Source organism: Enterobacter sp. 01-M-02-SI-ECC (assembly GCF_047530595.1).
In the GTDB taxonomy this organism is placed as follows: Bacteria; Pseudomonadota; Gammaproteobacteria; order Enterobacterales; family Enterobacteriaceae; genus Enterobacter; species Enterobacter cloacae_M.
The window spans coordinates 248,859-273,545 of record NZ_JBLKCZ010000004.1 but is presented as its reverse complement, the minus strand read 5'-3'; the positions used below and the strand labels follow the sequence as shown (position 1 = coordinate 273,545).

Sequence of the window (24,687 nt, the reverse complement as noted above, 5' to 3'; positions counted from 1 at the left end):
CGGTCGGGCTATGACATTCCAGATTAAATTTCATCAAATCCGGGCGTTTGTTGAGGTTGCGCGTCAGGGCAGCATTCGCGGTGCCAGCAGGACGCTGAATCTTTCGCAACCGGCGCTGACCAAATCCATCAAAGAGCTGGAGGAGGGCATGGCGGCGCAGCTTTTCGTGCGCAGGAGTAAGGGCGTCGCGTTGACCGAATGCGGTGAGGGCTTTTACCAGCGCGCCCGGTTGATTCTGGAAGAGCTGCGTGCCGCGCAGGATGACATCCGTCAGCGGCAGGGTGAGCTGGCCGGGCAGATCAACATCGGAATGGGGGCCAGCGTTTCGCGCACGCTGATGCCCGCCGTTATCACCCGCTTCCATGCGCAGCATCCGCAGGTCAAGGTGCGGATAATGGAAGGGCAGCTGGTGTCGATGATCAATGAATTACGCCAGGGCGAGCTGGACTTCACCATTAACACCTATTATCAGGGACCTTACGACCAGGAATTTACGTTTGAAAAACTCTTCGAGAAGCCGTTTGCGGTATTTTGTCGCGAAGGGCATCCGGCAACGGGGGCAACGTCGATTAATGAACTTCTGCATTATAACTGGACAATGCCGACGCCGCGGGGAAGTTATTATAAGCAATTAGAGGAGGTATTTAGCTATCGCTCGCAAATACCGCGAATTGGTGTGGTCTGCGAAACATTTTCTTCCTGTATTAGCCTGGTCGCGCAAAGTGATTTCTTAAGCATTTTGCCGCAGGAGTTAGGCTGTGACCCACTGCTGGCACACCGTCTGGTCATGTTACCGGTTGTCGAATCGCTTCCCAAAGCAGCATATTATTTAATTCAACGCCGTGATTCACGTCAGACGCCCCTTGCTGAATCATTAATTACGCAATTCAGAAGGGAAGCGAGAAAATTAATCGGAGCGTGAAATGCCTATTAAAAAAACAGGATCTGCCCGACATCAGACAGACCCTATAGTACACACAGCAGTGCGTCCTTTCGCCAATCCTGGGTATTATTTCCATGGGGCAGGTATATTTAGGTATAACACCTTTCCCGAAAAATGAAAGGCGGGCGAGTGATTGATTTCACGAAATTTTAACATAAATCACGTATTTTACCTTTGCTGAAATTTTAGTTAAGTCTGATTTAAGTTTATTTAATAATTACTATATATATTCATCAGGTTAATATTATTGCCACGCATCGCCCTGTAACGGTGATTGAGACCGGTCTCTGGCGCAGGTATAGTACAGTCCTCAGATGTAGCCGGAGGATGTCCATGAACCCTGACGACAAATCCTTTTTTCTTGACGCCATGGAAGATGTCCAGCCCCTGAAGCGCTGCGCGGATATTCACTGGCAGCCCAGCCGCAATACGCGGACGCGCGAGGAGGTGGATAGCGAACAGCTGGATAACTTCCTGACGCTGGATTTTCTTGACGTGCTTCCCCTGGAAGAACCGCTGGCGTTCCAGCGCGAAGGGGTACAGCAGGGCGTTATTGATAAGCTGCGCACGGGTAAATACGCCCGTCAGGCCAGCTTAAACCTCCTGCGTCAGCCCGCCGAACGCTGCCGTCAGATGCTCTATTCTTTTATTCGCCAGGCCGGACGAGACGGGTTACGCAATCTGATTATCATTCACGGGAAAGGGCGCGAGCAGAACTCGCATCCCAATGTGGTGCGCAGCTATCTTGCGCGCTGGTTAACCGAATTTGAGGAAGTGCAGGCCTTCTGCGTGGCGCTGCCGCATCACGGCGGCAGCGGGGCATGTTACGTTTCACTGCGTAAATCCGGTGAAGCAAAACAGGAGAACTGGGAGCGGCACGCCAAGCGCAGTCGCTAGCGGGCGATATTCTCGCCCGCCCGAAACTCAAAAGGTTTCCCAGTTGCTGTCGGTGGAGGCGTTTGCGGTTGCCGGGTGCAACAGCTGGGGCGTTTTCACGCTGGCCGGGCGCGGGGCTACCGTTTTTTCTTTGCCGTTCAGACGAAACGCGGCTACCGCCTGGCGCAGCTGCTCGGACTGATCTTCCAGTGCCGCAGCCGCCGTGGCGGACTCCTGCACCAGCGCGGCGTTTTGCTGCGTCACGCTGTCCATCTGCGAAACGGCCAGGCTCACCTGCTCAATACCGCGGCTCTGCTCGTCAGAGGCAGATGAAATCTCACCCATAATATCGGTCACGCGGGTCACGGCGGCGACAATTTCCTTCATGGTGGTGCCAGCCTCGCTGACCTGCTCAGAACCGGTATTCACCCGGCTGACGGAGTTCTCAATAAGCCCTTTGATCTCTTTCGCCGCCTGCGCGCTGCGGCTCGCCAGCGTACGGACTTCACCTGCAACAACCGCAAAACCACGGCCCTGTTCCCCGGCGCGTGCCGCTTCCACCGCTGCGTTAAGCGCCAGAATGTTGGTCTGGAACGCGATGCTGTCGATCACGCCGGTAATATGCGCAATTTGCTGCGAACTGTCGGCGATTTCGTTCATGGTGCGAACCACGTTATCCACGACGTGACCGCCGCGCGCGGCCGTTTCAGAGGCGTTTTTCGCCAGCAGCGTGGCCTGACGGGCGTTATCGGAGTTCTGTTTAACCGTCGCGGTCAGCTCTTCCATGCTGGCGGCGGTCTCTTCGAGCGAGGCGGCCTGCTGCTCGGTGCGGGCGGAAAGATCGTTGCTCCCTGCGGCAATTTCGCCTGCGCCGGTGTAGATGGAATCTGTACTTCCACGTACGGCGCTGACGGTGGTCACCAGCGACTGCTGCATCTCATGCAGGCCCGCGGCCAGCTGGCCCATCTCATTGCGACCGGAGATAGCGATCTCCTGCGTCAGGTCACCCCCTGCAATGGCGCGAATATGGTTCATAATGGAGTGGAGGGGTTTTAACAGCAGGTGCTGTAAACCCTGCCAGATGACCACCAGAACCGCGATAACGGCCAGCAGAATAGCCGCCAGCGTCCACTGCATCTGCGTGAAGCTGCTCTGGTTCTCTTCGGTTGCGGCCTTCAGCAGGGTGTTGTTTTCGGCGCGCCAGCGGTTATAGACCGCTTCCATCTCGTCCTGCGCCTGCTGCGCGTCCAGATCGCCATAGGCCTGGTAGTTGTCGGCACGCAGATACTCAATCGATAAGCGCATCACTTCGTGCATCTGGTTCCAGGACTTCTGCATCTCGTCGGTTAATACCGCCTCCTGGCCGTTAACCTGCGGCAGCTTCTGCCACTCTTTGTTATAGGCTTCGGCTTTTGCCAGCGAGTCGGCTGCGGTGCCAAGCAGTTTATTGATCGCCGCAAGTGAAGCCGGGTCACGCTGGTTTTTCAGGTAGCGGATCGCCACGCGGGTGACGGTGACGCGCGTTTTCACCAGCGTGTTCACGCTGTCGCTCAGGCTTTCCTGCTGGGCATTGAGCACGCCGGAATTCTGGAAGTTATGGCGATCGTTGCTGACGGCAGAGTAGAACAACCCTCCCGTCACAACTTGCAGCAGACAGAATATGGTGAGGGCAAAGATAATACCGGTAATCACGTGCAAATTTTTCAGCATAGCGGTCGTCCGTTAGAAAGGATGCAGAGGTACACCAATACTATCGTCGTATAGAATTTAAACTTTAATTTAACTCGCGCTTAACTAAGGGCTCCGGTGAGGAACCTGTTGTAAATCCGGATCATTTTTATGAGGAAGGTTAACATGAGCAGCATTGATAAAAGCGGGACGTACGCGCTCGGGACGCGGACGGTAAAACGACTGGGCTACGGTGCGATGCAGCTCGCCGGGCCGGGCGTCTTTGGCCCACCGAAGGATAAGCAGGCCGCGCTGGACGTGCTGCGCGAAGCGGTGGCGGCGGGGGTGAACCACATTGATACCAGTGATTTTTATGGTCCCCATGTCACTAACCAGCTGATCTGCGAGGCGCTTCACCCATACCGGGACGATCTGACGCTCGTCACCAAGATTGGTGCCCGCCGCAACGACAAAGGTGCCTGGCTGCCGGCCTTTTCCGCGCAGGAACTGACTCAGGCGGTGCATGACAACCTGCGTAATCTACAGCTGGACGTGCTGGACGTGGTGAATCTGCGGATCATGTTTAGCGCACACGGGCCGGCGGAAGGGTCGATTGCGGAACCGCTCTCCACCCTGGCCGAATTACAGCAGCAGGGTCTGGTGCGTCATATTGGCCTGAGCAACGTCACGGCCACTCAGGTTGCGGAAGCCCAGAAGATGGTCCCGGTGGTGTGCGTGCAGAACATGTACAACATTGTAAACCGGGGTGACGACGCGCTGGTGGATCTGCTGGCGCAGCAGGGGATCGCGTATGTGCCGTTCTTCCCATTGGGAGGCTTTACGCCACTGCAATCTTCCGGGCTGAAGACCGTCGCGGATTCACTGGGCGCCACGCCAATGCAGGTTGCGCTGGCATGGCTGCTGCAACGTTCCCCGAATATTCTGCTGATCCCGGGCACCTCTTCCGTAGCGCATTTACGGCAAAACCTCGCGGCGGGGGAGCTGCGTTTGCCGCCTGAAGCACTGGAAACGCTGAATTCGCTGAGGGATTAAAGGTGACACGCGCAAAGCCTGAAGGATGCTTCCGGCTTTGCGCGCTTAGGCTCCTGTCTGACTTTTCTGCCTGTGCAGCGCCAACGCTTCCGCCACAATCTCCTGCTTGCTCTTACGCGTCTCAAAGGCGGTGGTTCTGATGTACTCCATCAGATCGGGATCGATGCGGGCGCTCAACATCCTGAGATCGGCCTCCTTTGCCAGACCGCGTGCAACACGCTTGTCTGGATAGTCACGGGCTGGCATTGAAAATATTCTCCAGTAAGTCTTATTAATTCGCTCGGTAAAATATGCTTTTATCTGACTTAAAAGTCAATATTCAGTGATTTAATAGTGATTGTGTTTTTATATAAGTCATTATGAAGTATTTTGATTTGTGACTTTTTCATGACTTTTGTTGGCGCGTCTCTTATCGCACTCTGGGGAGAACCATGGGGAGGGGTATCGGCGGGCAACGTTGCTAAATTAAAACCGCTCAAACTTCAACGCGTTTGGGTTCACCTTTGGAAATGACCTTGATCCTTGTCCATAATTCGTAATACTGTATTTATATACAGTATTCGGCGAGAAAGGCATTATGGACACTCTCTTTTCTTATCACTCAAATCAAGACATTGAATTACCTTTGTTTTTAGAACGCGTGGCCTGTGGTTTTCCCAGCCCGGCGCAGGATTATGTGGAGGATCGTCTCGATCTTAACCGGCTGGCAGTCAGACACCCCAGTGCGACCTATTTTATCAAGGTGAGTGGAGACTCCATGATTGGGGCGGGGATCGGCGACGGCGATCTGCTGGTGGTCGATCGTTCGTTAAATGCCGAACACGGGGATATCGTCGTGGCGTCGGTCGCCGGTGAGTTTACGGTGAAAGAGCTACAGACCCGCCCGGTTCTGAGACTTCTGCCGCATAATGCCCGCTATCAGCCGATTACCTTTCAGTCCGAAGAGGAGCTGCAGATCTTCGGCGTCGTCACCCACACTCTCAAAACGCATAAACATGTTCGCGCTGGTTGATGTGAATAGCTTTTACGCCTCCTGCGAGAAGGTATTCCGCCCCGATCTGGAGGGGAAACCCATCGTGGTGGTGTCCAATAACGACGGCTGCATTATTTCGCTGTCGCGGGAGGCAAAGCAGTTCGGCATAAAAATGGGGGAGCCGTATTTTAAATTCAAAGAAAAGCTATACCCGTCAAAAGTTTACGTCTTTAGCTCGAACTATGCGCTGTATGCCGATCTCAGCAGTCGGGTCATGCAGACGCTGACCGATCTCGCCCCGGCAATAGAGATTTACTCCATCGATGAGGCGTTCGTGAACGTTTCAGGGGTCAGCCACTGCCTGTCGCTGGAAGCGTTCGGTCACCAGATGCGCACAGAGGTCTTAAAAAATACGGGCCTAACCGTTGGCGTCGGTATTGCCCCGACCAAAACGCTGGCGAAGCTGGCCAACTATGCGGCGAAACGATGGTCCGGCACTGGCGGCGTGGTCGATCTCTCAGGCCGAGAGCGGCAGCGTAAGCTGCTGGAAAAGGTTCCGGTAGAGGAGGTGTGGGGGGTAGGGCGGCGCATCACGAAAAAGCTCAACGCTATGGGGATCACCACGGCGCTGGAGCTGGCGGAAGCGTCGTCCTGGGTCATCCGCAAACATTTCAACGTGGTACTGGAACGTACGGCCCGCGAGCTGCGCGGTGAGCCCTGTCTTGATCTGGAGGAGTTCACCCCCACGAAGCAGCAAATCATCTGTAGCCGTTCGTTTGGACACCGTATTACGCAGTACGAGGAGATGCACCAGGCCATTTGCGCCTACGCGGAACGCGCTGCGGAAAAACTGCGCGGCGAGCATCAATACTGTCGTTTTATCAGCGTATTTGTTCGCACCAGCCCGCATGCGGACAACGAAATTTATTACGGCAATCAGGCTTCTGTCACCCTGATGACGCCCACCAATGACTCGCGTGATATCATCCGCGCCGCCACGGAGGCGCTGGGGCGCATATGGCTCGACGGCTATCGCTATATGAAAGCCGGGGTCATGCTGGCGGACTTTTTCAGCAGCGGCGTCGCCCAGCTTAATTTGTTTGACGATAATCGTCTGCGCGCCAACAGCGCGGCGCTGATGGAGATGATGGACAGCGTAAATCATTCCGGTAAAGGGAAGATATGGTTCGCCGGGCAGGGTATTGAGAAATCCTGGGCGATGAAGCGTGAGATGCTGTCACCGGCCTATACGACGCGGTACGCCGATTTGCCGGTGGCGAAGTAGAAGATGGTTGCGTTATTTCTTTTGCACCAACCAGGTTGCCGCAGCCGCCAGCGCGCCGATCAGCGGCATTTCGCCCGCTCCGGCCAGGAAGTTATAGCGATCGATCTCGTTATTTTTACGGATATCGGCAAGGCGGGTAAGCGCCTCTTTTTCATCCGCTGCGCCAATCTCCTCAAACTGTTTTTCAAACCCCTGAGCGATGAGCTGAGCGGCCGCATCGGTGTTTGCGCTCTCGATCGTAATGAGGTTCGGGCCTTTTTGGAAAAAACGGTAATCCGGCATAAGTGCTCCAGAAAGAGGAGGATACGGTAAAAACACTCTATTCCTGGCGGTTAAAAAATGCACGTGATTTACGGCGGAAACAATCAGTTTTTCTTCAGTATTTCAGGCAGCAACTGCTCAATCACGCTGACGACCTTTCTGACGCGCTGCGGAATAAAGCGGGCGTCAGGATAGACGGCATAGAGGAAGCGATCGGGTAACCGCCAGTCGGGCAGCACCGGTACCAGCGTGCCCGCCTGCAGCGCCCTGGCCACGAGCGGTCGCTGCATGCCGCCGATACCGATGCCTGACTCCAGCGCCTGCAGCAGCGCGTCGCTGGTGTTGGCACGGAAAACGGTATTCACGTTGACCTCGACCGTTTCCTCGTCAGAAATCAGGCGCAGGGGGGCATCCAGCGGAATACCGCTGAACCGTACGTGTGGCAGCGACGTCATCTCGCTGACGGCGTGTACCGCCTGAAAACCGGGAGCGGCAAACAGCGCGGCTTCAATCCGCCCCAGCACGCGAGCCGCGTGCGCCTGCGGAGGCTCACTGCTCAGCCGTATCGCGACATCCACGCCCTCCGTCACCAGATCGGCAAGGCGGTCATCCAGGGAAATCATCAGCTGCAGTTCGGGATGCAGGCGCTGTAGCGCCAGCAGATGCGGCAAAATGATCTGCCCCAGGCCGCTCGGTAGCTGGACATGGACGCGTCCCTGAATGCTATGGTCAACAGGATGCAAACGCCTCTCCGCTTCCCCCATAGCGTCCAGCACAAGCTGCATATCACGCCGGTAACGTTCACCCTGTTCGGTCAGCTTCATCGTACGCGTCGTTCGATGCAGCAATACCACACCAAGCGCTTCCTCAAGCGCCGCGATCTGTTGACTGACGGCGGACTGCTTAATCCCGGTCTGACGGGCGGCCGCTGAGAACGAGCCCGCTTCAGCGACGCGTAGAAAGGTAGAAATGGCGGTGAGCTTGTTATTCATTTAATGATTCTGCTTATAAGTGTCATCGATTTCAGGGAGTATTTGCAGAAAAAATAATATATCACACTGTGGCTGTCACCCTTTCCGGAGAAACACCATGAGTAAGAGGCAGCAACACAACGTCGCCCTGGTCGCGGGCGCCAGCGGCATTGTCGGCAGACAGCTGGTCAACACGCTCCTGCACCATCAGTGGGAGGTGATTGGCCTCAGTCGCCGCGAGGTAACCCATCCGGACGGCATTCCCATGGTGAACGTCGATTTACTGGATGCGCAGGATACCGCACGGGCGCTGCACGCCCTGAACGGTGTCACCCACATCTTTTACAGCGCCTGGGCGAACGCGGCGAACTGGACGGACATGGTTGAGCCGAACGTCACCATGCTGCGTAATCTGGTCAGCACCCTCGAAAAAACGGCGCCTTTGCAGACGGTAAGCCTGATGCAGGGATACAAAGTCTATGGTGCGCATCTGGGGCCGTTTAAAACCCCGGCGCGGGAAAGCGATCCCGGCGTGCCGGGTGCCGAATTTAAACCCGCTTACCGCGTCACTGACCACCGCTGACTGATCGGCAACTTTCACCATCTCGATACCGTGCGGCAGCCCGGCGCTGAGGGCCGCCATTCTGGCATTCAGCGCAGCGCCGAAACGCAGCATGTTGCCCGTTGGTGCCATCGACACCGCCAGCCCGATAGCCGGCTTGCCGTTTACCCGGTAGGCCGGGGCCGGTGGCTCGGCGATTTCCCGGGTGACGGTGGCAATGTCGGTCAGCGGAATATAGCGATTGTTCACGTGCAGCGTGACGGCGCGTAAGCTCTCTTCGGTCATGAGCGCCCCGCTGACCTTGATCGCCATGTTCTCTTTTTCGGTACGCATCGTTCCTGCCGGGACAACCGCATTTTGCGTCCGGAGGGCGTCGGCAACCTCCTGAATATCAAGCCCCATCCCGGCCAGGCGCGCCGGAGAAAAGGCGAGAACCCACTGCTCCTGCTGTTCGCCCAGCAGGGTGGTTTTGCCTATATCCGGCAGGGACATCAGCTCGCGACGAATTGTCTCTGCGCGATCCCGCACCTCCCGCAGGGTGAAGCCCTCGGGAATAAAGGCGTAAATTGTGCCGAACGTGTCGTCAAACTCGTCGTCCACGGCAGGGTCCTGCACGCCTTCAGGCAGGGACGGCGCGATGTCCTGCATTTTTTTGCGAACCTGATACCAGATATCCTGCACGCGTTGCGGGGGCGTATCGTCACGAAGGTTGACGTGGATAACGGTGCGTCCGGCCCGGGTTTCACTTTCGAGATAGTCCAGCCAGGGCGTTTCCTGCAGCTTTTTTTCAAGCGTATCGGTCAGCAGGCGGGTGGTATCCGCCACGGAGGCTCCCGGCCACTGCGCGGAGACGACGGCCGTTTTAATGGTAAAAGCCGGATCTTCATTACGCGGCAGCTTCTCATAGCAAAACACGCCCATCGCAATCACCAGCAACATCAAAAAGCTGACCATCTGCTGGTTCTTCAGCGCCCAGGCGGAGAGGTTAAATTTCGCTTCCGATCCCGTGTTCATGGCTGAACCTCTCCGGCAACCACCGGCTCGCCGGACCGCAATGTGCTCACGCCCGCCGTAATCACCCTGTCGCCCGGCTCAAGGCCGGAGGCAATCATGACGGAGGTGGCCGTATAGCTCGCGGGCACCACCGCGCGCAGCTGCGCCCGCGACTGCGGGGTAATCACAAATACGGCCGGTTTGTCGCCGACGCGGGTCAGTGCCGACGCGGGGAGGGTGTAGCCGCGCGGGGCAGACGATGGCAACGTGACGGTAACGCTGGCGCCCAGCGCCATGGCCGCCGGCGGGTTTTGCAGGGTGGCTCTGACGCGCCAGGTGCGGGTCTGAGGATCGGCCTGCGGGGTAATATCCCGCAGCGCGGCAGACGCCTGTACCGACGGGTCGCTGAGGAGTGAAACCCGCAAAACCGCCTTATCCAGAGGCGGGATCGCATCCGGAGTGGCAATATCAAACGCCACGTCGCGGGCTTCACCCGTTGCCAGCGTCAGTACGGACTGACCGTCGCTGACAACCTGTCCGGCAGAGGCGTTCACGGCGGTGATGACGCCCGCCTGCGGCGCGATCAGGCGCGTCCAGCCGAGGCTTTCGCGGGCATTTCGCCACGCGGCCTCGCTGCTTTTTAAGCGCGCGCGGGCGACAAGCCAGTCGGCACGGGCGCTGTCGAGCTGCGTGCGGGCGATAGCACCCGTTGGTATGAGCTTTTGCATTCGACTGACGTTAAGCGCGGCGACCTGCGCCGAGGCTTTGGCACCTTCATAGTCGGCCTCAGCGCCGTCGAGCTGGTTTTTCCCGGTTGTATCGTCAAGCGTGGCCAGCAGCTGTCCGGCAGTGACCCGGTCGCCAATATCAACGCTGCGCGTCAGTATTCGGCCCCCGGTCCGAAAGCTCAGGGTCGTTTCATCGTGGGCATGGATCTCACCGGTTCTTTCCAGCGCGGGAAGGGTCTGGGCGGCCCCGATGACGACGTAGCGTACCGCTCGCGCAGGGTCGGGCTTATTTTCGTGTTTATCACCGCAGCCGGTCAGCGGAAAAATCGCCAGCGCAAGCAGGGCCAGGGGAAGAAAATGCAGCCAGGAAAGGGTGCGCGCCACGCCGTACAAATGATGCAGGCAGTGGCGGAGGGAGAGAAAAAATTCGTCTGACATAACGCCGCTCCATAAAGGGAATGGCGTTATTAAATGTGCGCTACGTCGAGAAAGATTCGACGTTCTGTCAAGGCTTTATCAAGAGTGGATATTTTCATTACCGGACGGGTGCCAGGGCAAAAAAATGCGCACGGCGAGGCCGCCGGTTTCCGGCAATGACGCGCTAATCTCACCCCCATGCGCCTCGCAAATCGCCCGGGCGATGGACAAACCGAGGCCGCTGCCGCCGGAATGCCGCGCGCGGGACTGCTCCTCGCGGCTAAAGCGTTTAAACATTTCCGGTAAGAACTGGGGCGACACGCCCGGCCCGTCATCGGTAAATTCGAGGATGTAATGACCGCTGGCGTAGTGCAGCGCCACCTCGAGGTGGCCGCCCTCGCGTCCGTAACGTAGCGCATTTTCCATGAGGATGGTAACGACCTGTCCAAGACGGAACGCATCGCCTCTGAAGGGGCTGGTGCGCGGGTTGCGAAGCGTTATCCGAAAATGATGCGCGTCAGCCTCGGGCATGATCCAGGCAGCCCGCTCCTGAATCAGCTCATCGAGGCAAAACGGCTGGTCCTCCAGCACGAGGTTACCCGCGTCGGCGAGCGACAGAAGGTGAAGCTCATCGGTGAGGCGGTTGAGGTGCTGAAGCTGTTTCATCACCATGCCGAGCTGTGCCGGGCTGGCATCAAACACGCCGTCTAACATGCCCTGCAGACGCCCGATGGCGGCCGTCAGGGGCGAGCGCAGCTCGTGCGCCATCGCGACGTGCGAGGCGCGGAGCTCTTTTTCATAGCGGGCGAGCTGTCCCGTCATGGAGTTAAAGTCGGTCGCAAAGCTGATCATTTCCGCCGGCGCATCCTCGATCAGTTCCGCCTGACGGCCAAACTGCCCGTCGGCGACATCCTTTGCCGCATCGCGAAGGCGGCTGAACTGCAGCGCCAGCGGCCGGGCGTGTTTGAGCCCCATCACCACGATAAACGGGATCATCACCAGCACCAGCAGGGCCACCGTGGCCCAGTCGGCTGAGGCGATAGACGGCGTGGAATAGCTCAGGCCCCACCAGGTGTCCACAATCGAGTGGAAGCGGGCCGGATTGGCCTGCGGGTTCTGGCTGAGCGTCAGAAACTCCTGGCGCACCGCCGCTGGCATTTTGCCCATTATCCAGTAGTTCTGAACCGCATAGCGCAGCCACATGCAGGTGGCAATGACGATCACGCTGCCGATAGCCAGCGCCAGGATGCGCGCGCAAATCCAGCGCCACAGAGAGGAGTGCTGATTTTTAATCATGGCTGTCTGAACCTGTAACCCACGCCGCGAACGTTGATCAGCACGCCGGAGATCCCCGCCGCTTCGAGTTTTTTACGCAGGTTATAAATATGGGTGTCCACCACGCGCTCCAGCGCCTCGCTTTCCGGCAAACAGTGCTCCAGTAAATACTGGCGGGAGAACGGGTGCGCCGGAGAACGCAGCAGCGTTGCCAGAAGCGAGAATTCCGTTGGCGTAAGATCGAGCATCACGGGCGCGTCGCCGCCGTTATCCACGCTCGCCACAATGGCGGCCACGTCCACCTCCAGCGTTTGCCAGCGAAGGATCGCCCCGTCCGTCTCTTTTTTACTGCTGCGCCGCAGCACCGCCTGCACCCGAGCCACCACTTCGCCCGGATGATAAGGCTTCACAACGTAATCATCGGCACCGTATCGCAGGGCGCCAATGCGGTCAGGGGTATCCCCCATGGCCGTGACCATGATCACCGGCACATCGCTTTTACGACGCAGGCCAGCCAGCACCTCGGTGCCGTTAAGCCCCGGCAGCATCACGTCCAGCAGAATGAGGTCGGGCTTCCACCGCTGCGCCATATCCAGCCCGGAATGACCGTCTCCGGTAATGGTCACGTCGTAATTTTCCCGCCGTAAATAGGCCTCGAGCACGCCAGCCGCATCGGCGTCATCTTCAATAATCAGCACTCTTCTGGACAACATCCGTTCACCTTGACCATTTCTTAACACTATCCCGACGATTCATTGATTCAGCCAAATCATACTGCGCCAACGTTGTGTGGCCGCCCCCGTATCAGGAGGCGCTAGCGTCCGTATGGAGAGCAGTATGATAGCGATAAAAAAAGTCCTGTATATGTCCGTCCCGCTTCTGATGGCCGTGGTTTCCGGCGCGCAGGCGGAGGATGGCGCCGCGTCCGATTCCTTAACCGTCGGGCTTGGGGGGCAGTATGCCCCGCGTTACTCAGGCTCAGACAAGCAGGTGTGGCAGGTGGTTCCGGTGCTGCAGGGACGCAAAGGCGCTTTCTTTATTGATGCGCAAAAAGGGGTGGGATATGACCTGCAAAACGACAGCGGCTGGTATTTCGAACACACGCTGGGCTACGATTTCGGAAGGGCTGAGAAAAATTCTGGCTGGCGTGAGGGCGCAAACAATCTGAAAGGGATGGGGGACATTGATGCCACCCTGAATACCGGCCTTGCCGTGGGCTGGCAGGCCGCGCCATGGCTGAGTATGGAAGGCAAAGCGACGCTGCCGTTAACGGACAGCCAGGGGGCAAGCTATCAGGCCTCCGTGACGCTAATCCCCTTACAAAATAATCAGGACACGGTTGCCTTTCAGTCAGCGGCCCTTTTTGGCGACAGCCGTTATCTGAATACCTGGTATGGGGTCAGCGAGCGGCAGAGCCGCCGCACCGGATATCGCCGCTATGCTGCGCCGGGTGGATTCTATGGCGTCGACACCAGCCTGACCTGGAGCCATCAGTTCGATGCCCACTGGGGGACGGTGCTGAGTGCGGACTATACCTGGCTGGGCGATCGTGCGAATAACAGCCCGATCGTGATGCGGCGCAATGAGGGGGCTGCAACCGCCGCTATCACCTGGACATTTTAAATTCGAGGAGCACGAGGGGGCGAGAGGATTATTTCTTCTTATCCATCATCGCTTTTAAATCGGCAAACGGGTTAAACGTGGCGACGCCCACGTCTTTTTGCGCGTCTTCCCCGGCCACCACGGTGGTGCCGTACTGATCCGCTTCGGTGTATTTCGAATGTTCGTGATCGTGGCAAAACAGGCACAACAGCTCCCAGTTGCTGCCATCTTCCGGGTTGTTGGTATGGTCGTGATCGATATGGTGCACCGTGAGTTCACGCAGATTGGAATAGACAAACTCGCGCGAGCAGCGTCCGCAGACCCAGGGATAGATTTTTAATGCTTTTTCGCGATAGCCGCTTTCCAGCCGCGCGTAGTTTTTGGGGATCAAAGCCATTGCCGGTTTTACCTGCCATGAAAAGAGTGGGGAAGATTATATCCCATTATGGGGCGGAATGAAGAACCACGCTATTCTGTCAATTTATTTGATGCTTTCCGTTAAATAAACGGCATTTATTCTTATCGGGTAATGCGTAAAGTGGACAGAACGCAACGTATTATCAGGAAAAATGGTTATGAAAAAGATCGGATTTTTATCCTTTGGTCACTGGACGCCTTCTCCGCAGTCCGGCACGCGCTCGGCGGCAGACACGCTGCTGCAGTCCATCGATTTAGCCGTGGCGGCTGAAGAGCTGGGGGCAGACGGCGCGTATTTCCGCGTGCACCACTTTGCCCGACAGCTTAGCTCGCCGTTCCCTCTGCTGGCGGCAATAGGCGCAAAAACGAAAACCATCGAAATCGGTACCGGCGTGATTGATATGCGCTATGAAAATCCGATGTACATGGCTGAAGATGCGGGCGCGGCGGATCTGATTTCCGGCGGTCGTTTGCAGCTTGGCATCAGCCGCGGCTCGCCGGAGCAGGTCATTGATGGCTGGCGCCATTTCGGCTATGTCCCGCAGGAAGGGGAAGACGAATCGGATATGGCGCGCCGTCATACCGAGGTGCTGCTTGAGGTGCTGCGCGGTGAAGGGTTTGCCAAACCCAATCCACAGCCTATGTTTCCGAATCCGCCGGGGCTGCTGCGCCTGGAGCCGTATTCTGAAGGGCTGCGCGAGCGTATCTGGTGGGGCGCCGGTTCCAATGCGACGGCCGTATGGGCCGCAAAGCTGGGAATGAACCTGCAAAGTTCAACCCTGAAGGACGATGAAACCGGCGAGCCGTTCCATATTCAGCAGGCAAAACAGATCCGCGCGTACCGTCAGGCCTGGAAAGAGGCAGGGCATTCTCGACAGCCGCGGGTGTCGGTCAGCCGCAGCATTTTTGCGCTGATGGACGACCGCGACCGGATGTATTTCGGTGCCAGCCGCAACGACAGCGATAGCGTGGGCTATCTTGATGAGAAAACGCGCGCGATCTTCGGGCGCAGCTATGCGGCGGAGCCGGACAAGCTGATTGAACAGCTGAAAAAGGACGACGCGATTGCTGAAGCCGATACGTTATTGCTGACCGTGCCGAACCAGCTCGGTGTGGATTACAATGCGCACGTGATTGAATCTATTCTCAAACACGTCGCACCGGCAATGGGCTGGCGCGAGTAGTCGTTCCGCTATCAGCCGTGAGATCGTAATGGAAAATCTGGCCCTCTGGTATCGCCGTTTTGGCGAGCCAGAAACCGTTCTGCACTCTGAAACCGCGCCGCTGGGGGCGCTTGCGCCGGGTCATCTGCGCGTGCGAATGCTGTTTTCTCCCGTGAACGCGTCCGATCTTATTCCCATTACCGGCGCCTACCGCCACAGAACCCCGTTACCGGCGGTAGCGGGGTATGAAGGTGTCAGCATTGTCACCGACGTGCCCGCGTCCTTTGCGCATCTGCTGGGTAAACGCGTCCTGCCGCTGCGCGGTCAAGGCACCTGGCAGCGCTATGTTGATTGCCCGGCAGAGTATGCTATCCCCGTTCCGGACGCTGTTGACGCACATCTGGCCGCACGGGCCTATATCAACCCGCTGGCAGCGCAGATGATGCTTACCCGCTATCCGCCTGAAGGAAAGCGGGTGCTGCTGACGGCTGCCGGGTCGGATTGCGCCATTCTGCTGGGGCAGTGGGCACGTCAGGCAGGAGCGGAAGCCGTGTACGGGATCCACCGTTCCCCCGTTCACGCTGAACGGCTGGAGGCGATGGGTATCATTCCCGTCGCGCAGCATGACGCGCAGCGGATTGGCACCGTCGCCGCGCGTGCTGACGTCGTCTACGATGCAACCGGCGGGCCGCTGGCGGAAGCGATCCTCAGCGCGATGCCCGAGCAGGGCATGTTTGTCTGCTACGGGCTGCTCTCCGGGCAAACGTTCAGACAGCAACGGCCCGCGCCGCGCGTGGCGTGGTTCCATATCCGAAACGGTCTGGATGCGCTCAGCGCTGAGGCGTGGCGCGCGGAGTTTGACCGCATCTGGCTTAATTTGCCCGCCAGCGGGTACAGCGACGTCACGGTGTATCCGCTGGCGGAATGGCGGAGGGCGATCGGTACGTATCGCGAAGGGGGAAGGACCCGCAAGCCCCTCCTGTCGATGGCGGACTGACCGCTATTTATGGCTCATATCGCTCAGCAGCACGGCGATGGTTTGCCCGCCCGCCGTCTGTTCCAGGCCAATCTTGACGATAATGGTCAGCGGGACGGAGAGCAGCATTCCAACGGGCCCGAGCAGCCAGCCCCAGAAAATCAGGGACAAAAAGACCACCAGCGTGGAGAGTCCCAGCCCTCGCCCCATCATGCGTGGCTCAAGAATGTTACCGAACACCAGGTTGATGACCAGATAGCCGGCCAGCAGGATCAGCGCGTCATAAAACCCGCTGAAAACCAGCACCTGAAGGATAGGGGGGATCGCCGCCAGCACGGAGCCGATGTTGGGAATGTAGTTAAGCGCAAACGCCAGTAACCCCCAGACAAAGGCAAAGCGAACGTCCAGCGCCAGAAGCATCGCCCAGACGACACCGCCCGTGACCAGGCTAATCGCCGTTTTCAGCACCAGATAGCGGGAGACGCTGTCCAGCGCGCGTTGAATCGCCCCCATGCCTTCAACCGGACGGACCATCATCTGCTGCAGCTTTGCCGGCAGCTGCGGCACCTCCAGCAGCATGAACACCACCGTTAAAAACAGCAGGAAAATGGAGGTCATGGCATTGGAAAGCTGCGCCAGCAGGCTGGTGACGATCGTCATCGCCGCGTTGGGGTCGATATATTTCAGCAGTTCTTCCACCGAGACTTCGATACCCGCCCGCTGCAGCCAGGGTTCTAGCTGCAGCAGGGGGATAGCCAGCGAAGAACGGTACTTCGGCAGCGTTCGCGCCAGCTCATTGAGCGAGGTCCCCAGATACGCCACCAGCAAGACCATCGCCACAATGATGATGCTGATAAGCAGCGTGATCGCCAGCACGCGCGGGATGCGCAGGCGCGTCATGCGCTGCACCAGCGGGTTAAGGATCACCGCGATAAACAGGGCCAGAATAAAGGGCACAATAATGTCGGCGGCAAAACGAACGCCTGTCAGTATGATCACCAGCATGCCCAGCATGATGACAATTTTTAACCCGTTCAGGGTAATAATGGGTTTAGCCATGGTGACTCCGAATTTTTCTTTATATTTATAATAAAGGTGAAAGGCGTTGCAATAAACTAACCAAAATCAAACGGTATGGGTAAAGAATTGCAAAGACTTTGAGTAAAATCCTGGCTTATGGTACAAATCTGGTGTGTTTAACTACCGAGGACAATTTTCATCCGCAAAGACGAGAAGCAACAACGCGGATAATTGTAATTTTATGGACAATATGTTCAGGACGTACTCTTCAAACAATACCGCTGTCTACTCCACCTCCTTCTGCCTGCTTTCTGGTGAGCAACACTGGCGCACCGCACTATAGTCATTTCTTCTGCCTGAGCTGGCGCTAAGCGCTTAGCTAACTGATTTCAATTCGTTTTTTTTGGTTTGCTGCACGCAGCGGGCCACAATGGATTATATTCTCAAGCAGGAGAAAAACATGTTTTACTGGATCCTATTAGCGCTGGCTATCGTCGCTGAAATTACCGGCACGCTGTCTATGAAATGGGCAAGCGTCAGCGATGGCAACACCGGTTTTATTTTGATGCTGGTGATGATTTCGCTTTCTTATATTTTCCTCTCGTTTGCGGTGAAAAAAATTGCGCTGGGCGTCGCGTATGCACTGTGGGAAGGGATCGGTATTTTGTTGATTACGCTGTTCAGCGTGCTGATATTTGACGAAACATTAACAACAATGAAGGTCGCCGGATTAACGACGCTGGTCGCGGGTATTGTGCTGATTAAATCGGGTACCCGTAAGCCTGGCAAACAGCAGAAGGAGCAGAACCATGCAACAGTTTGAGTGGGTTCATGCGGCCTGGCTGGGGCTCGCCATCGTGCTGGAAATCCTGGCGAACGTTCTGCTGAAATTCTCGGATGGTTTTCGCCGTAAACTGTACGGCCTGATGTCGATTGCCGCGGTTCTGGGGGCATTCAGCGCCCTGTCCCAGGCGGTAAAAGGGATCGATCTGTCGGTGGCCTATGCGCTGTGGGGCGGTTTTGGTATCGCCGCCACGCTGGCCGCAGGCTGGGTGCTCTTCGGCCAGCGTTTAAACAACAAGGGCTGGATGGGGCTCATCTTGCTGCTTGCCGGCATGATCATGATAAAACTCGCCTGATAACGTTGCGATCCTTAGTTTCAGGCCTCCGCGCTGGCTTACTGTGTAGCCAGCGCCTCCAGCTGGTCGCGGAAACCGGTAACGGACAAGGCGCGGTTGTCGGCGCGCCACCGGTCTTTTGCCGCCGGGGCAGAGCTCTGGACACCAATCAACTGCCAGCCCTTGTCGGTTTTCAGCATCAGCGGTGAACCACTGTCACCCGGCAACGTATCGCACTGATGCGAGAGTACACTGGTTTGCGCCCAGCCCGTCACAATACAGTCGGTGTGCGTATAAAGCGTATCCAGGTGATCGACAGGATAGCCTGACTGCGTCACCTTTCGGTCGGCGGCTTTCAGCGCGGCGGTGAGGGCGGCCTTGTCGCCGTCAAATAACGGCAGCGGCGTAATGCCCGAAGGTGGGTAGCGTAAAACGATCAGGCCATAATCCCACGAGGCGGCCGCAGGTGGCACTATCCAGCCGTCGCCATCTGGCTTCAGGCGTTTGCCGAGAGAAGGATCAACCCTTCCCTCAATGCCGTGGATTTCATAGCGCCAGGTCCCTTTTTGCGACACAAACCGCAAGGCAACGGCTTTATCCGGCTTGCCGTTTGGCGGCGTTAACAGGCAGTGGCCTGCCGTCAGGGCAAGCTGCGGGGTGATCAGCGTCGCAGTACATAAGTTACCGCTGGCGGTTTCCAGCTGGCCTATAGCATCCCAGGGTGCCTGGGTGGGATCGGCGACGCGCGTACGATCGTCATGACCGAAAAAAAGCGTCTTTAGCTCTTTCGCGCTAATGGTGTCATCACCGCCATCATCCGCATGTGAGAATCCAGAAAAAAGACCAAACGTTCCCAGTAACAACACAACAGATTTACGCATATCACACTCTGGTGGGGGTAATTATGATTATTAAAAGTGAACCCTATGAAAATACTATAGACGGGACAGCGCTAAAGTGGGAGTAAAATCAGCGTGCTACAATCAGGAAAGATAAAAATGGCTGGCGATGAGCGCGCATAAAATAAGCAGGATCAGAATCAGCTCAAACCGATAGCGTCGCAGCATACGCCCTCCGGAAATAAAAAAACGGCGCGGAACCTGTTCCGGTTCAGCGCCGGTTTACCAACGTGCCCCGAAGGGCACGGTTAAGCTTGTACTCTTACGCAGCTGGCTGTGCAGCTGGTTTAGCAGCTTCGTGTTTTACTGCTTTTTTGTGATGCTTTTTAGCAGCCTGAGCTTTCTGTTCTACAGCTGGTTTGGTTGCTTTTTTGTGGTGCTTCTTAGCGGCCTGCGCTTTCTGTTCTACAGCCGGTTTGGTCGCTTTTTTATGGTGCTTTTTAGCAGCCTGAGCTTTCTGCTCTACAGCCGGTTTAGCGGCTTTTTTGTGGTGCTTTTTGGCAGCCTGAGCTTTCTGCTCGGTTGGTGCTGCGGTTGCTGGTGCAGCGGCTTCTTTTTTCGCTGCAGCTTTGTGATGTTTCTTATGGTGAACCGCTTTTGCTGGCGCAGCGGTGGTGGTTGCAGCAGGCGCGGCAGCCGGTGCAGCAGTTGCGGTAGTGTCAGCAGCAAATGCAGCAGAAGACAGACCCATAGCAGCGGCAACAACCAGAGCTAATACTTTATTCATTCTCATACCCTCGAATTTGGTTTTTCATTTAACCCCACTGCGGGGCCGTTGAAATAACTATATCCCTGTAAATTCGAGGTTTCCGTGAGTGATTGGTATCGGCGTGTAACGGAATGTACAGAGGGGAGGAAAGTGTACGAACAGGCCAAACGCCGCTGCTCGTACGGGCCTCTGTTATTTGTTCAGTGTGGCCAGAATAGCCGCCGGAGACTGACTGCCTATAATCGTCCGTGATTCAGGCTCGATCACCACCATTACCGGGGTGATGCTAATGCCCAAACGTTCTGCCAGGGCAGATTGCCGCGCGATCAGATCGGAGCAGGCTGTGGTGGTGTCGTTATCCGGTAAAAATCCCGCCATCGCTTGTTGCAGGCTTTTGACCTTATCGGTTGAACACCAGACGCGCCCCATATCTTCAATTACCGAGTCGCGAATGGCGTTGGGCGCAACGGTCAGAAACGACATCGTCAAACCGGCATCCGTATATTGCTTAACGTTTTTCACTACGTTGCTGCAGTAAATGCACTGGTTATCAATAAACACCAGCAGCTTATATTTTTCAGCAGGAGCCTGAAACGTGATGGGCTGGAGGTCTGCAAGAGAGCGGGTAATATCGTTAAACGCGTCTTGCGGGGTATTATCCGTGGCTGCGAAAGTACTTAAACTGGTCGCACACAGAATGGCTAACATCGTTTTCATTATGCCTTTCATCATTCATCCCTTTATTTTTTTAATCCTGACCTGATGGCAGTCTAATTGTGTCGGAAGGACACGCATTCATACACCCAACGCAATCATGACAACATGTGCTAAATCATATTCTTATTGAAAAGGGTGAGAAGAGTGCCGGAGCAGGCTCCGGCAGAGGGATTAAAGATAACGGGAGGTCAGATGTTCCCGGAAGTAACGGATATTCAGATCTTCGCCCGTCGCCTGGGTGATTAATTGCGACGTGCTGAAGCGGCTGCCGTGCTGCCAGATGTTCTGACGCAGCCACTCAAAGAGTGCGGAAAAATCACCTTCGGCGATGGAGGCCTGCAGACCCGGCAGTGCGGTTCTGGCGGCATGGAACAGCTGCGCGGCGTACATAGCGCCAAGCGTGTATGACGGGAAGTAACCAAAACCGCCGTCGGTCCAGTGGATATCCTGCATACAGCCGTTGCGGTAGTTGTCTTTGGTGGATAATCCGAGCCAGGCCTGCATTTTCTCATCCCACAGGGCGGGAATATCGTCCACCTCTATCTCGCCGTTGATCAGCGCGCGCTCAATCTCATAGCGCAACACCACGTGTGCCGGGTAGCTCACTTCGTCCGCATCGACGCGGATATAGCCAGGTTTGACGCGCTGGTTCCAGGCAATAAAATTCTCTTCGCTAAACGCCGCCTGGCTGCCAAAGCGGGCGTGTACCGCAGGGAGGAGATGCCTGAGGAAGGCTTCACTGCGCCCCAGCTGCATTTCAAAGAACAGGCTCTGTGACTCATGGATCGCGGTTGAGCGCGCCAGGGCAATCGGCTGTCCTGCCCACGCGCGCGGCAGGTTTTGTTCGTAGCGGGCGTGTCCGGTTTCGTGGATCACGCCAAACAGCGCGCTGAGCAGCTCATCTTCGTCATAGCGCGTGGTGATGCGCACGTCTTCCGGGACGCCACCGCAGAACGGGTGCGCGCTCACGTCCAGGCGACCGCCGTTAAAATCGAAGCCAAGCATCTTCATGGCTTCCAGGCCCAGCTCACGCTGTGTGGCCGTCGGGAAGGGGCCCTGCGGGGGAATAAACGACCGTTGAGCCTGTTTTTCCACCACGTTTGCCAGCAGGTCCGGTAGCCAGGACTTCATATCGCCGAACAGAACGTCCAGACGCGCGCTGGTCATGTCGGGTTCAAAAATGTCCAGCAGCGCGTCGTAAGGCGTACAGCCTTTGGCTTCAGACCGCAGGCGAGCCTCTTCGCGGCTGAGTTTTACCACCTCTTTCAGGTTGGCGGAAAAACCCTGCCAGTCGTTAGCGGGACGCTGGGTACGCCAGGCGTGTTCACACTTGCTGCCCGCCAGGGATTTGGCTTCCACCAGCGATTCCGGCAGCAGAGTGGCCTGCTGGTAGTGGCGCGTCATTTCGCGCAGGTTGGCCTGTTCGACATCATTCAGATCGTCACCTGCCGCCGCCGCTAACAGGTCGCCGACTTTTTTATCGGTCAGGATCTGATGTTGCAGGACGCTCATCTCCGCCAGCGCCTCGCCGCGCGCGGCGCTGCCGCCCGGCGGCATCATGGTGAACATGTCCCAGCTGGCGATGGAGGAGAGGTGAGAGAAGCGGGAGAGACGCTGGAAGGTGCGGGTGAGTTGTTGGTAGTTATTGTTTTTCATGAAGTCCTCGTGTCTGAATCAGCCGATGACAAAAATTAGCATCGGCTTGATTTAAACACGAAGGCGCTGGAATGTTAATGCAGACGTTTATGCAAACTGGTGCCCACCAGCAGCGCCGCGCACAGCATCAGCGCGATAAACCCGCCCACGCCGTTCCAGCCGTAGTAATGCCAGAACACGCCGCCGAGGGTCCCGGCGATGCTGGAACCCAGGTAATAGCTAAACAGATACAGCGATGATGCCTGTCCTTTGGCGCGACGCGCGCGCGGGCCAATCCAGCTGCTGGCGACCGAGTGGGCGGCGAAGAACCCGGCGGAGAAGAGCAGCATCCCGGCAAAGATGAACCACAGCGAGGATAATAGCGTCAGCAGCAGGCCGAGTAACATCACGCCCGTGAATACCAGCAGTACCGGCCCGCGTCCATAGCGTGCGGTCATCGCCCCGGCTTTTGGCGAGCTCCAGGTGCCGGTGAGATAGGCCACAGAAAGCAAACCGACAACGGCCTGATTCAGATGCCACGGCGAGAGCATCAGGCGGTAGCCAATATAGTTAAACAGCGTGACGAAGGCGCCCATCAGCAGGAATCCCATCAGAAACAGGCGCGGCAAACCTTTGTCGCGCCAGTGCAGGCGGAAGTTGATAAACAGCGTTTTCGGGCGTAGCGATGTCGGCCGGAAATGACGCGATTCCGGCAGAATTTTCCAGAACATCAGGGCCGATGCCAGCGCAAAACATCCGATTACCGCCAGCGCAATACGCCAGTTAAAGAAGTCCGTAAACACCCCGCTCAGCAGGCGGCCGCTCATTCCGCCAATCGAGTTCCCGCTGATGTAAAGCCCCATAGAGAAAGCAACAAAGCTCGGGTGGATCTCCTCGCTGAGGTAGGTCATCCCGACCGCCGCCACGCCGCTGAGCGAGAGCCCAATCAGCGCGCGCATTACCAGAATGCCGTGCCAGCTGGTCATCATGGTCGAGAGTAACGTACAGACCGACGCCAGCATCAGCGCGGTCACCATCACCGGTTTACGGCCAATGGCGTCGGACAGCGGCCCGGTAAAGAGCAGCCCAATCGCCAGCATGCCGGTAGAAATAGAGAGTGAAACGCTGCTGCTGGCAGGCGATACGCCAAACTCATGAGAGAGAACGGGCAGGATCGGCTGAACGCAATAGAGCAGGGCGAAGGTCGCCAGACCGGCGGAAAAGAGCGCCAGCGTGACGCGCATAAATTGGGGGCTACCACGTTTAATGAACTGGACCGGCTGCGGTGCTACGGGTAAATCATTGATATCTCTTGCCGGATCGATATCAATAGTCGTTGTACGGCTCACACTGTTTCCTTGCTTAAACATCCCCGTGATTTCTGGTGACGGGTATGACCACCTGTTCAGGGTAGGAAAATGTAAATATTCTGTCTAATATATTAATAATCTCAAATGATACTTTAAAAATATGAATATCGAGCTGCGTCATCTTCGCTACTTTGTCGCCGTTGCCGAGGAGCTGCATTTTGGCCGCGCGGCGGCACGGCTGAATATCTCTCAGCCACCGTTAAGCCAGCAGATTCAGATCCTGGAGCAGCAGGTCGGGGCGCGCCTTCTGGCCCGCACCAACCGCAGCGTGAGCCTGACGGCGGCGGGTAAGCAGTTTCTGAACGACAGCCGACAAATTCTGAGCATGGTCGATGACGCCGCCGCTCGGGCAGAACGGCTCTATCTCGGGGAAGCCGGAGAGTTGCGCATCGGGTTTACCTCGTCCGCGCCGTTTATCAGCGCCGTCTCGGAAACCCTGTCGTCATTCCGCCGCCATTTCCCGGATGTTCACATCCAAACGCGCGAGATCAATACCCGCGAGCAGATTGCGCCGCTGAATGAGGGTTCGCTGGATCTGGGGCTGATGCGTAACACCCAGCTGCCGGACACGCTGGCGTGGGAGGTGATCCTGCGCGAGCCGCTGATGGCCATGATCCCGCACGATCACCCGCTGGCGTCGCGTCCGGCGGTCTCGCTGGCAGAGCTGGCAAAAGAGCCGTTTGTCTTTTTTGACCCGCAGGTCGGGACGGGCCTGTATGACGATATCCTGGGGCTGATGCGCCGCTACGATCTTGCCCCGGTCATCACTCAGGAGGTAGGGGAAGCGATGACCATTATCGGCCTGGTCGCGGCCGGGCTGGGCGTGTCTATTCTTCCGGCCTCCTTTAAACGGGTACAACTGCGCGAAATGCGCTGGGTGACCATCGCCGAAGAGGATGCCGTTTCCGAAATGTGGCTGGTCTGGTCAAAACATCGTGAACAGAGCCATGCCGCACAGCGCTTCAAACAGCAGCTAATGAGCGCCTCTTCCGGGCGGCATTTTCAGTGAAAATAGGGAAAAAATGTGCGGTAAATCACATGGCTAAGTAAATATTT

25 protein-coding genes and 2 pseudogenes are annotated in these 24,687 nt (G+C 56.9%); 12 read left to right on the top strand and 15 right to left on the bottom strand.

The features are described 5' to 3' along the window. Positions 1-10: 10 nt before the first annotated feature. Both ACMWLG_RS08750 and smrA read left to right on the top strand, forming a co-directional pair. Positions 11-922 carry a LysR family transcriptional regulator gene (locus ACMWLG_RS08750; RefSeq protein WP_045401298.1) on the top strand — a complete coding sequence of 304 codons (912 nt, stop codon included), beginning with the start codon at positions 11-13 and terminating at the stop codon, positions 920-922. Positions 923-1,276: 354 nt separating this feature from the next. Next, positions 1,277-1,840 carry a DNA endonuclease SmrA gene (gene smrA, locus ACMWLG_RS08745; protein ID WP_045401296.1) on the top strand — a complete coding sequence of 188 codons (564 nt, stop codon included), beginning with the start codon at positions 1,277-1,279 and terminating at the stop codon, positions 1,838-1,840. 27 nt (positions 1,841-1,867) lie between these two features. Here smrA and tcp read toward each other — a convergent pair whose 3' ends face one another. Next, positions 1,868-3,529: a methyl-accepting chemotaxis citrate transducer gene (gene tcp / locus ACMWLG_RS08740; RefSeq protein WP_045401293.1), complete on the bottom strand. Its 1,662-nt coding sequence runs from the start codon at positions 3,527-3,529 to the stop codon at positions 1,868-1,870. A 144-nt stretch (positions 3,530-3,673) separates the two neighbouring features. On the opposite strand from tcp, the gene ACMWLG_RS08735 reads away from it, so the two are divergent. Beyond that, complete coding sequence (locus ACMWLG_RS08735; RefSeq protein ID WP_045401290.1) at positions 3,674-4,540, top strand: aldo/keto reductase family oxidoreductase; 867 nt, start codon at positions 3,674-3,676, stop codon at positions 4,538-4,540. 45 nt (positions 4,541-4,585) lie between these two features. Here ACMWLG_RS08735 and ACMWLG_RS08730 read toward each other — a convergent pair whose 3' ends face one another. Then, a complete protein-coding gene (locus ACMWLG_RS08730) occupies positions 4,586-4,786 on the bottom strand; it encodes a hypothetical protein (RefSeq protein WP_023311485.1) in 201 nt (66 codons plus the stop codon). 331 nt (positions 4,787-5,117) lie between these two features. On the opposite strand from ACMWLG_RS08730, the gene umuD reads away from it, so the two are divergent. Together umuD and umuC are read left to right on the top strand one after the other, a co-directional pair. Further along, positions 5,118-5,552 (top strand): translesion error-prone DNA polymerase V autoproteolytic subunit, encoded by a 435-nt coding sequence (gene umuD, locus ACMWLG_RS08725; RefSeq protein ID WP_045401287.1) that lies wholly within the window; start codon positions 5,118-5,120, stop codon positions 5,550-5,552. Further along, positions 5,536-6,798: a translesion error-prone DNA polymerase V subunit UmuC gene (umuC, locus tag ACMWLG_RS08720; RefSeq protein WP_045356949.1), complete on the top strand. Its 1,263-nt coding sequence runs from the start codon at positions 5,536-5,538 to the stop codon at positions 6,796-6,798. The genes umuD and umuC overlap by 17 nt, the downstream gene beginning before the upstream one ends. Positions 6,799-6,810: 12 nt before the next feature. Here umuC and ACMWLG_RS08715 read toward each other — a convergent pair whose 3' ends face one another. Both ACMWLG_RS08715 and ACMWLG_RS08710 read right to left on the bottom strand, forming a co-directional pair. Further along, positions 6,811-7,080, bottom strand: a complete 270-nt coding sequence (locus ACMWLG_RS08715; protein WP_045401283.1) for a hypothetical protein — start codon at positions 7,078-7,080, stop codon at positions 6,811-6,813. Positions 7,081-7,163: 83 nt separating this feature from the next. Then, positions 7,164-8,051, bottom strand: a complete 888-nt coding sequence (locus ACMWLG_RS08710) for a LysR family transcriptional regulator (RefSeq protein WP_414762976.1) — start codon at positions 8,049-8,051, stop codon at positions 7,164-7,166. 97 nt (positions 8,052-8,148) lie between these two features. Between ACMWLG_RS08710 and ACMWLG_RS08705 the strand changes: the two are divergent. Next, positions 8,149-8,589, top strand: a pseudogene (locus ACMWLG_RS08705) (NAD-dependent epimerase/dehydratase family protein); the annotation flags it as partial. Here the strand turns inward: ACMWLG_RS08705 and ACMWLG_RS08700 are convergent. The 4 genes and pseudogenes from ACMWLG_RS08700 to ACMWLG_RS08685 all read right to left on the bottom strand — a co-directional run. Further along, positions 8,581-9,606: pseudogene (locus tag ACMWLG_RS08700) on the bottom strand (efflux RND transporter permease subunit); the annotation flags it as partial. The pseudogenes ACMWLG_RS08705 and ACMWLG_RS08700 sit on opposite strands and share 9 nt — an antisense overlap. Beyond that, positions 9,603-10,751 carry an efflux RND transporter periplasmic adaptor subunit gene (locus ACMWLG_RS08695; RefSeq protein WP_045401275.1) on the bottom strand — a complete coding sequence of 383 codons (1,149 nt, stop codon included), beginning with the start codon at positions 10,749-10,751 and terminating at the stop codon, positions 9,603-9,605. The gene ACMWLG_RS08695 and the pseudogene ACMWLG_RS08700, both read right to left, overlap by 4 nt. A gap of 78 nt (positions 10,752-10,829) precedes the next feature. Further along, entirely contained in the window at positions 10,830-12,026 is a 1,197-nt protein-coding gene (locus ACMWLG_RS08690) for a sensor histidine kinase (protein WP_045619788.1), read from the bottom strand. Next, positions 12,023-12,718, bottom strand: coding sequence for a response regulator (locus tag ACMWLG_RS08685; RefSeq protein ID WP_045401269.1), 696 nt, complete (start codon positions 12,716-12,718; stop codon positions 12,023-12,025). The genes ACMWLG_RS08690 and ACMWLG_RS08685 overlap by 4 nt, the downstream gene beginning before the upstream one ends. Positions 12,719-12,842: 124 nt before the next feature. Here ACMWLG_RS08685 and ACMWLG_RS08680 point away from each other — a divergent pair, with 124 nt between their 5' ends. Next, the gene (locus tag ACMWLG_RS08680) at positions 12,843-13,628 is read left to right on the top strand and encodes a MipA/OmpV family protein (RefSeq protein WP_045401265.1); all 786 of its coding nucleotides are present in this window, start codon (positions 12,843-12,845) and stop codon (positions 13,626-13,628) included. Between the two features lie 28 nt (positions 13,629-13,656). Here the strand turns inward: ACMWLG_RS08680 and yajD are convergent, their stop codons facing one another. Continuing rightward, on the bottom strand, positions 13,657-14,004 hold the full coding sequence (gene yajD / locus ACMWLG_RS08675; RefSeq protein ID WP_003857471.1) for an HNH nuclease YajD: 348 nt from the start codon (positions 14,002-14,004) through the stop codon (positions 13,657-13,659). Positions 14,005-14,182: 178 nt separating this feature from the next. Between yajD and ACMWLG_RS08670 the strand changes: the two genes are divergently transcribed. Then, positions 14,183-15,208: an LLM class flavin-dependent oxidoreductase gene (locus tag ACMWLG_RS08670; RefSeq protein WP_023311499.1), complete on the top strand. Its 1,026-nt coding sequence runs from the start codon at positions 14,183-14,185 to the stop codon at positions 15,206-15,208. Between the two features lie 28 nt (positions 15,209-15,236). Next, positions 15,237-16,184 carry a zinc-dependent alcohol dehydrogenase family protein gene (locus ACMWLG_RS08665; RefSeq protein ID WP_045401262.1) on the top strand — a complete coding sequence of 316 codons (948 nt, stop codon included), beginning with the start codon at positions 15,237-15,239 and terminating at the stop codon, positions 16,182-16,184. Between the two features lie 3 nt (positions 16,185-16,187). Here the strand turns inward: ACMWLG_RS08665 and ACMWLG_RS08660 are convergent, their stop codons facing one another. After that, positions 16,188-17,222 carry an AI-2E family transporter gene (locus ACMWLG_RS08660; RefSeq protein ID WP_023311501.1) on the bottom strand — a complete coding sequence of 345 codons (1,035 nt, stop codon included), beginning with the start codon at positions 17,220-17,222 and terminating at the stop codon, positions 16,188-16,190. A gap of 421 nt (positions 17,223-17,643) precedes the next feature. On the opposite strand from ACMWLG_RS08660, the gene mdtJ reads away from it, so the two are divergent. Together mdtJ and mdtI are read left to right on the top strand one after the other, a co-directional pair. Then, on the top strand, positions 17,644-18,006 hold the full coding sequence (gene mdtJ, locus ACMWLG_RS08655) for a multidrug/spermidine efflux SMR transporter subunit MdtJ (protein WP_023311502.1): 363 nt from the start codon (positions 17,644-17,646) through the stop codon (positions 18,004-18,006). After that, entirely contained in the window at positions 17,993-18,322 is a 330-nt protein-coding gene (gene mdtI, locus ACMWLG_RS08650; protein WP_024909144.1) for a multidrug/spermidine efflux SMR transporter subunit MdtI, read from the top strand. The genes mdtJ and mdtI overlap by 14 nt, the downstream gene beginning before the upstream one ends. 38 nt (positions 18,323-18,360) lie before the next feature. On the opposite strand, the gene ACMWLG_RS08645 is transcribed toward mdtI, so the two are convergent. The 5 genes from ACMWLG_RS08645 to ACMWLG_RS08625 all read right to left on the bottom strand — a co-directional run bounded on the left by ACMWLG_RS08645 (position 18,361) and on the right by ACMWLG_RS08625 (position 23,610). After that, the gene (locus ACMWLG_RS08645; RefSeq protein ID WP_045401259.1) at positions 18,361-19,182 is read right to left on the bottom strand and encodes a trypsin-like serine peptidase; all 822 of its coding nucleotides are present in this window, start codon (positions 19,180-19,182) and stop codon (positions 18,361-18,363) included. Between the two features lie 280 nt (positions 19,183-19,462). Then, positions 19,463-19,927, bottom strand: coding sequence for an acid resistance repetitive basic protein Asr (asr, locus tag ACMWLG_RS08640; protein WP_032657610.1), 465 nt, complete (start codon positions 19,925-19,927; stop codon positions 19,463-19,465). 174 nt (positions 19,928-20,101) lie between these two features. Next, on the bottom strand, positions 20,102-20,626 hold the full coding sequence (locus ACMWLG_RS08635) for a thioredoxin fold domain-containing protein (protein ID WP_226855153.1): 525 nt from the start codon (positions 20,624-20,626) through the stop codon (positions 20,102-20,104). 171 nt (positions 20,627-20,797) lie between these two features. Beyond that, complete coding sequence (locus ACMWLG_RS08630; protein ID WP_045401253.1) at positions 20,798-22,282, bottom strand: carboxypeptidase M32; 1,485 nt, start codon at positions 22,280-22,282, stop codon at positions 20,798-20,800. 74 nt (positions 22,283-22,356) lie between these two features. Further along, positions 22,357-23,610: an MFS transporter gene (locus ACMWLG_RS08625; RefSeq protein ID WP_045401250.1), complete on the bottom strand. Its 1,254-nt coding sequence runs from the start codon at positions 23,608-23,610 to the stop codon at positions 22,357-22,359. A 121-nt stretch (positions 23,611-23,731) separates the two neighbouring features. On the opposite strand from ACMWLG_RS08625, the gene ACMWLG_RS08620 reads away from it, so the two are divergent. Continuing rightward, the gene (locus ACMWLG_RS08620; protein ID WP_045401247.1) at positions 23,732-24,640 is read left to right on the top strand and encodes a LysR family transcriptional regulator; all 909 of its coding nucleotides are present in this window, start codon (positions 23,732-23,734) and stop codon (positions 24,638-24,640) included. The last annotated feature ends 47 nt before the right edge of the window (positions 24,641-24,687 follow it).

Excerpts from the sequence above, each read along its gene's own strand:
- ACMWLG_RS08750 (WP_045401298.1), top strand. The coding sequence starts at position 11 with ATGACATTCCAGATTAAATTTCATCAAATCCGGGCGTTTGTTGAGGTT.
- smrA (WP_045401296.1), top strand. The coding sequence starts at position 1,277 with ATGAACCCTGACGACAAATCCTTTTTTCTTGACGCCATGGAAGATGTC.
- tcp (WP_045401293.1), bottom strand. The coding sequence starts at position 3,529 with ATGCTGAAAAATTTGCACGTGATTACCGGTATTATCTTTGCCCTCACC.
- ACMWLG_RS08735 (WP_045401290.1), top strand. The coding sequence starts at position 3,674 with ATGAGCAGCATTGATAAAAGCGGGACGTACGCGCTCGGGACGCGGACG.
- ACMWLG_RS08730 (WP_023311485.1), bottom strand. The coding sequence starts at position 4,786 with ATGCCAGCCCGTGACTATCCAGACAAGCGTGTTGCACGCGGTCTGGCA.
- umuD (WP_045401287.1), top strand. The coding sequence starts at position 5,118 with ATGGACACTCTCTTTTCTTATCACTCAAATCAAGACATTGAATTACCT.
- umuC (WP_045356949.1), top strand. The coding sequence starts at position 5,536 with ATGTTCGCGCTGGTTGATGTGAATAGCTTTTACGCCTCCTGCGAGAAG.
- ACMWLG_RS08715 (WP_045401283.1), bottom strand. The coding sequence starts at position 7,080 with ATGCCGGATTACCGTTTTTTCCAAAAAGGCCCGAACCTCATTACGATC.
- ACMWLG_RS08710 (WP_414762976.1), bottom strand. The coding sequence starts at position 8,051 with ATGAATAACAAGCTCACCGCCATTTCTACCTTTCTACGCGTCGCTGAA.
- ACMWLG_RS08695 (WP_045401275.1), bottom strand. The coding sequence starts at position 10,751 with ATGTCAGACGAATTTTTTCTCTCCCTCCGCCACTGCCTGCATCATTTG.
- ACMWLG_RS08690 (WP_045619788.1), bottom strand. The coding sequence starts at position 12,026 with ATGATTAAAAATCAGCACTCCTCTCTGTGGCGCTGGATTTGCGCGCGC.
- ACMWLG_RS08685 (WP_045401269.1), bottom strand. The coding sequence starts at position 12,718 with ATGTTGTCCAGAAGAGTGCTGATTATTGAAGATGACGCCGATGCGGCT.
- ACMWLG_RS08680 (WP_045401265.1), top strand. The coding sequence starts at position 12,843 with ATGATAGCGATAAAAAAAGTCCTGTATATGTCCGTCCCGCTTCTGATG.
- yajD (WP_003857471.1), bottom strand. The coding sequence starts at position 14,004 with ATGGCTTTGATCCCCAAAAACTACGCGCGGCTGGAAAGCGGCTATCGC.
- ACMWLG_RS08670 (WP_023311499.1), top strand. The coding sequence starts at position 14,183 with ATGAAAAAGATCGGATTTTTATCCTTTGGTCACTGGACGCCTTCTCCG.
- ACMWLG_RS08665 (WP_045401262.1), top strand. The coding sequence starts at position 15,237 with ATGGAAAATCTGGCCCTCTGGTATCGCCGTTTTGGCGAGCCAGAAACC.
- ACMWLG_RS08660 (WP_023311501.1), bottom strand. The coding sequence starts at position 17,222 with ATGGCTAAACCCATTATTACCCTGAACGGGTTAAAAATTGTCATCATG.
- mdtJ (WP_023311502.1), top strand. The coding sequence starts at position 17,644 with ATGTTTTACTGGATCCTATTAGCGCTGGCTATCGTCGCTGAAATTACC.
- mdtI (WP_024909144.1), top strand. The coding sequence starts at position 17,993 with ATGCAACAGTTTGAGTGGGTTCATGCGGCCTGGCTGGGGCTCGCCATC.
- ACMWLG_RS08645 (WP_045401259.1), bottom strand. The coding sequence starts at position 19,182 with ATGCGTAAATCTGTTGTGTTGTTACTGGGAACGTTTGGTCTTTTTTCT.
- asr (WP_032657610.1), bottom strand. The coding sequence starts at position 19,927 with ATGAATAAAGTATTAGCTCTGGTTGTTGCCGCTGCTATGGGTCTGTCT.
- ACMWLG_RS08635 (WP_226855153.1), bottom strand. The coding sequence starts at position 20,626 with ATGAAAACGATGTTAGCCATTCTGTGTGCGACCAGTTTAAGTACTTTC.
- ACMWLG_RS08630 (WP_045401253.1), bottom strand. The coding sequence starts at position 22,282 with ATGAAAAACAATAACTACCAACAACTCACCCGCACCTTCCAGCGTCTC.
- ACMWLG_RS08620 (WP_045401247.1), top strand. The coding sequence starts at position 23,732 with ATGAATATCGAGCTGCGTCATCTTCGCTACTTTGTCGCCGTTGCCGAG.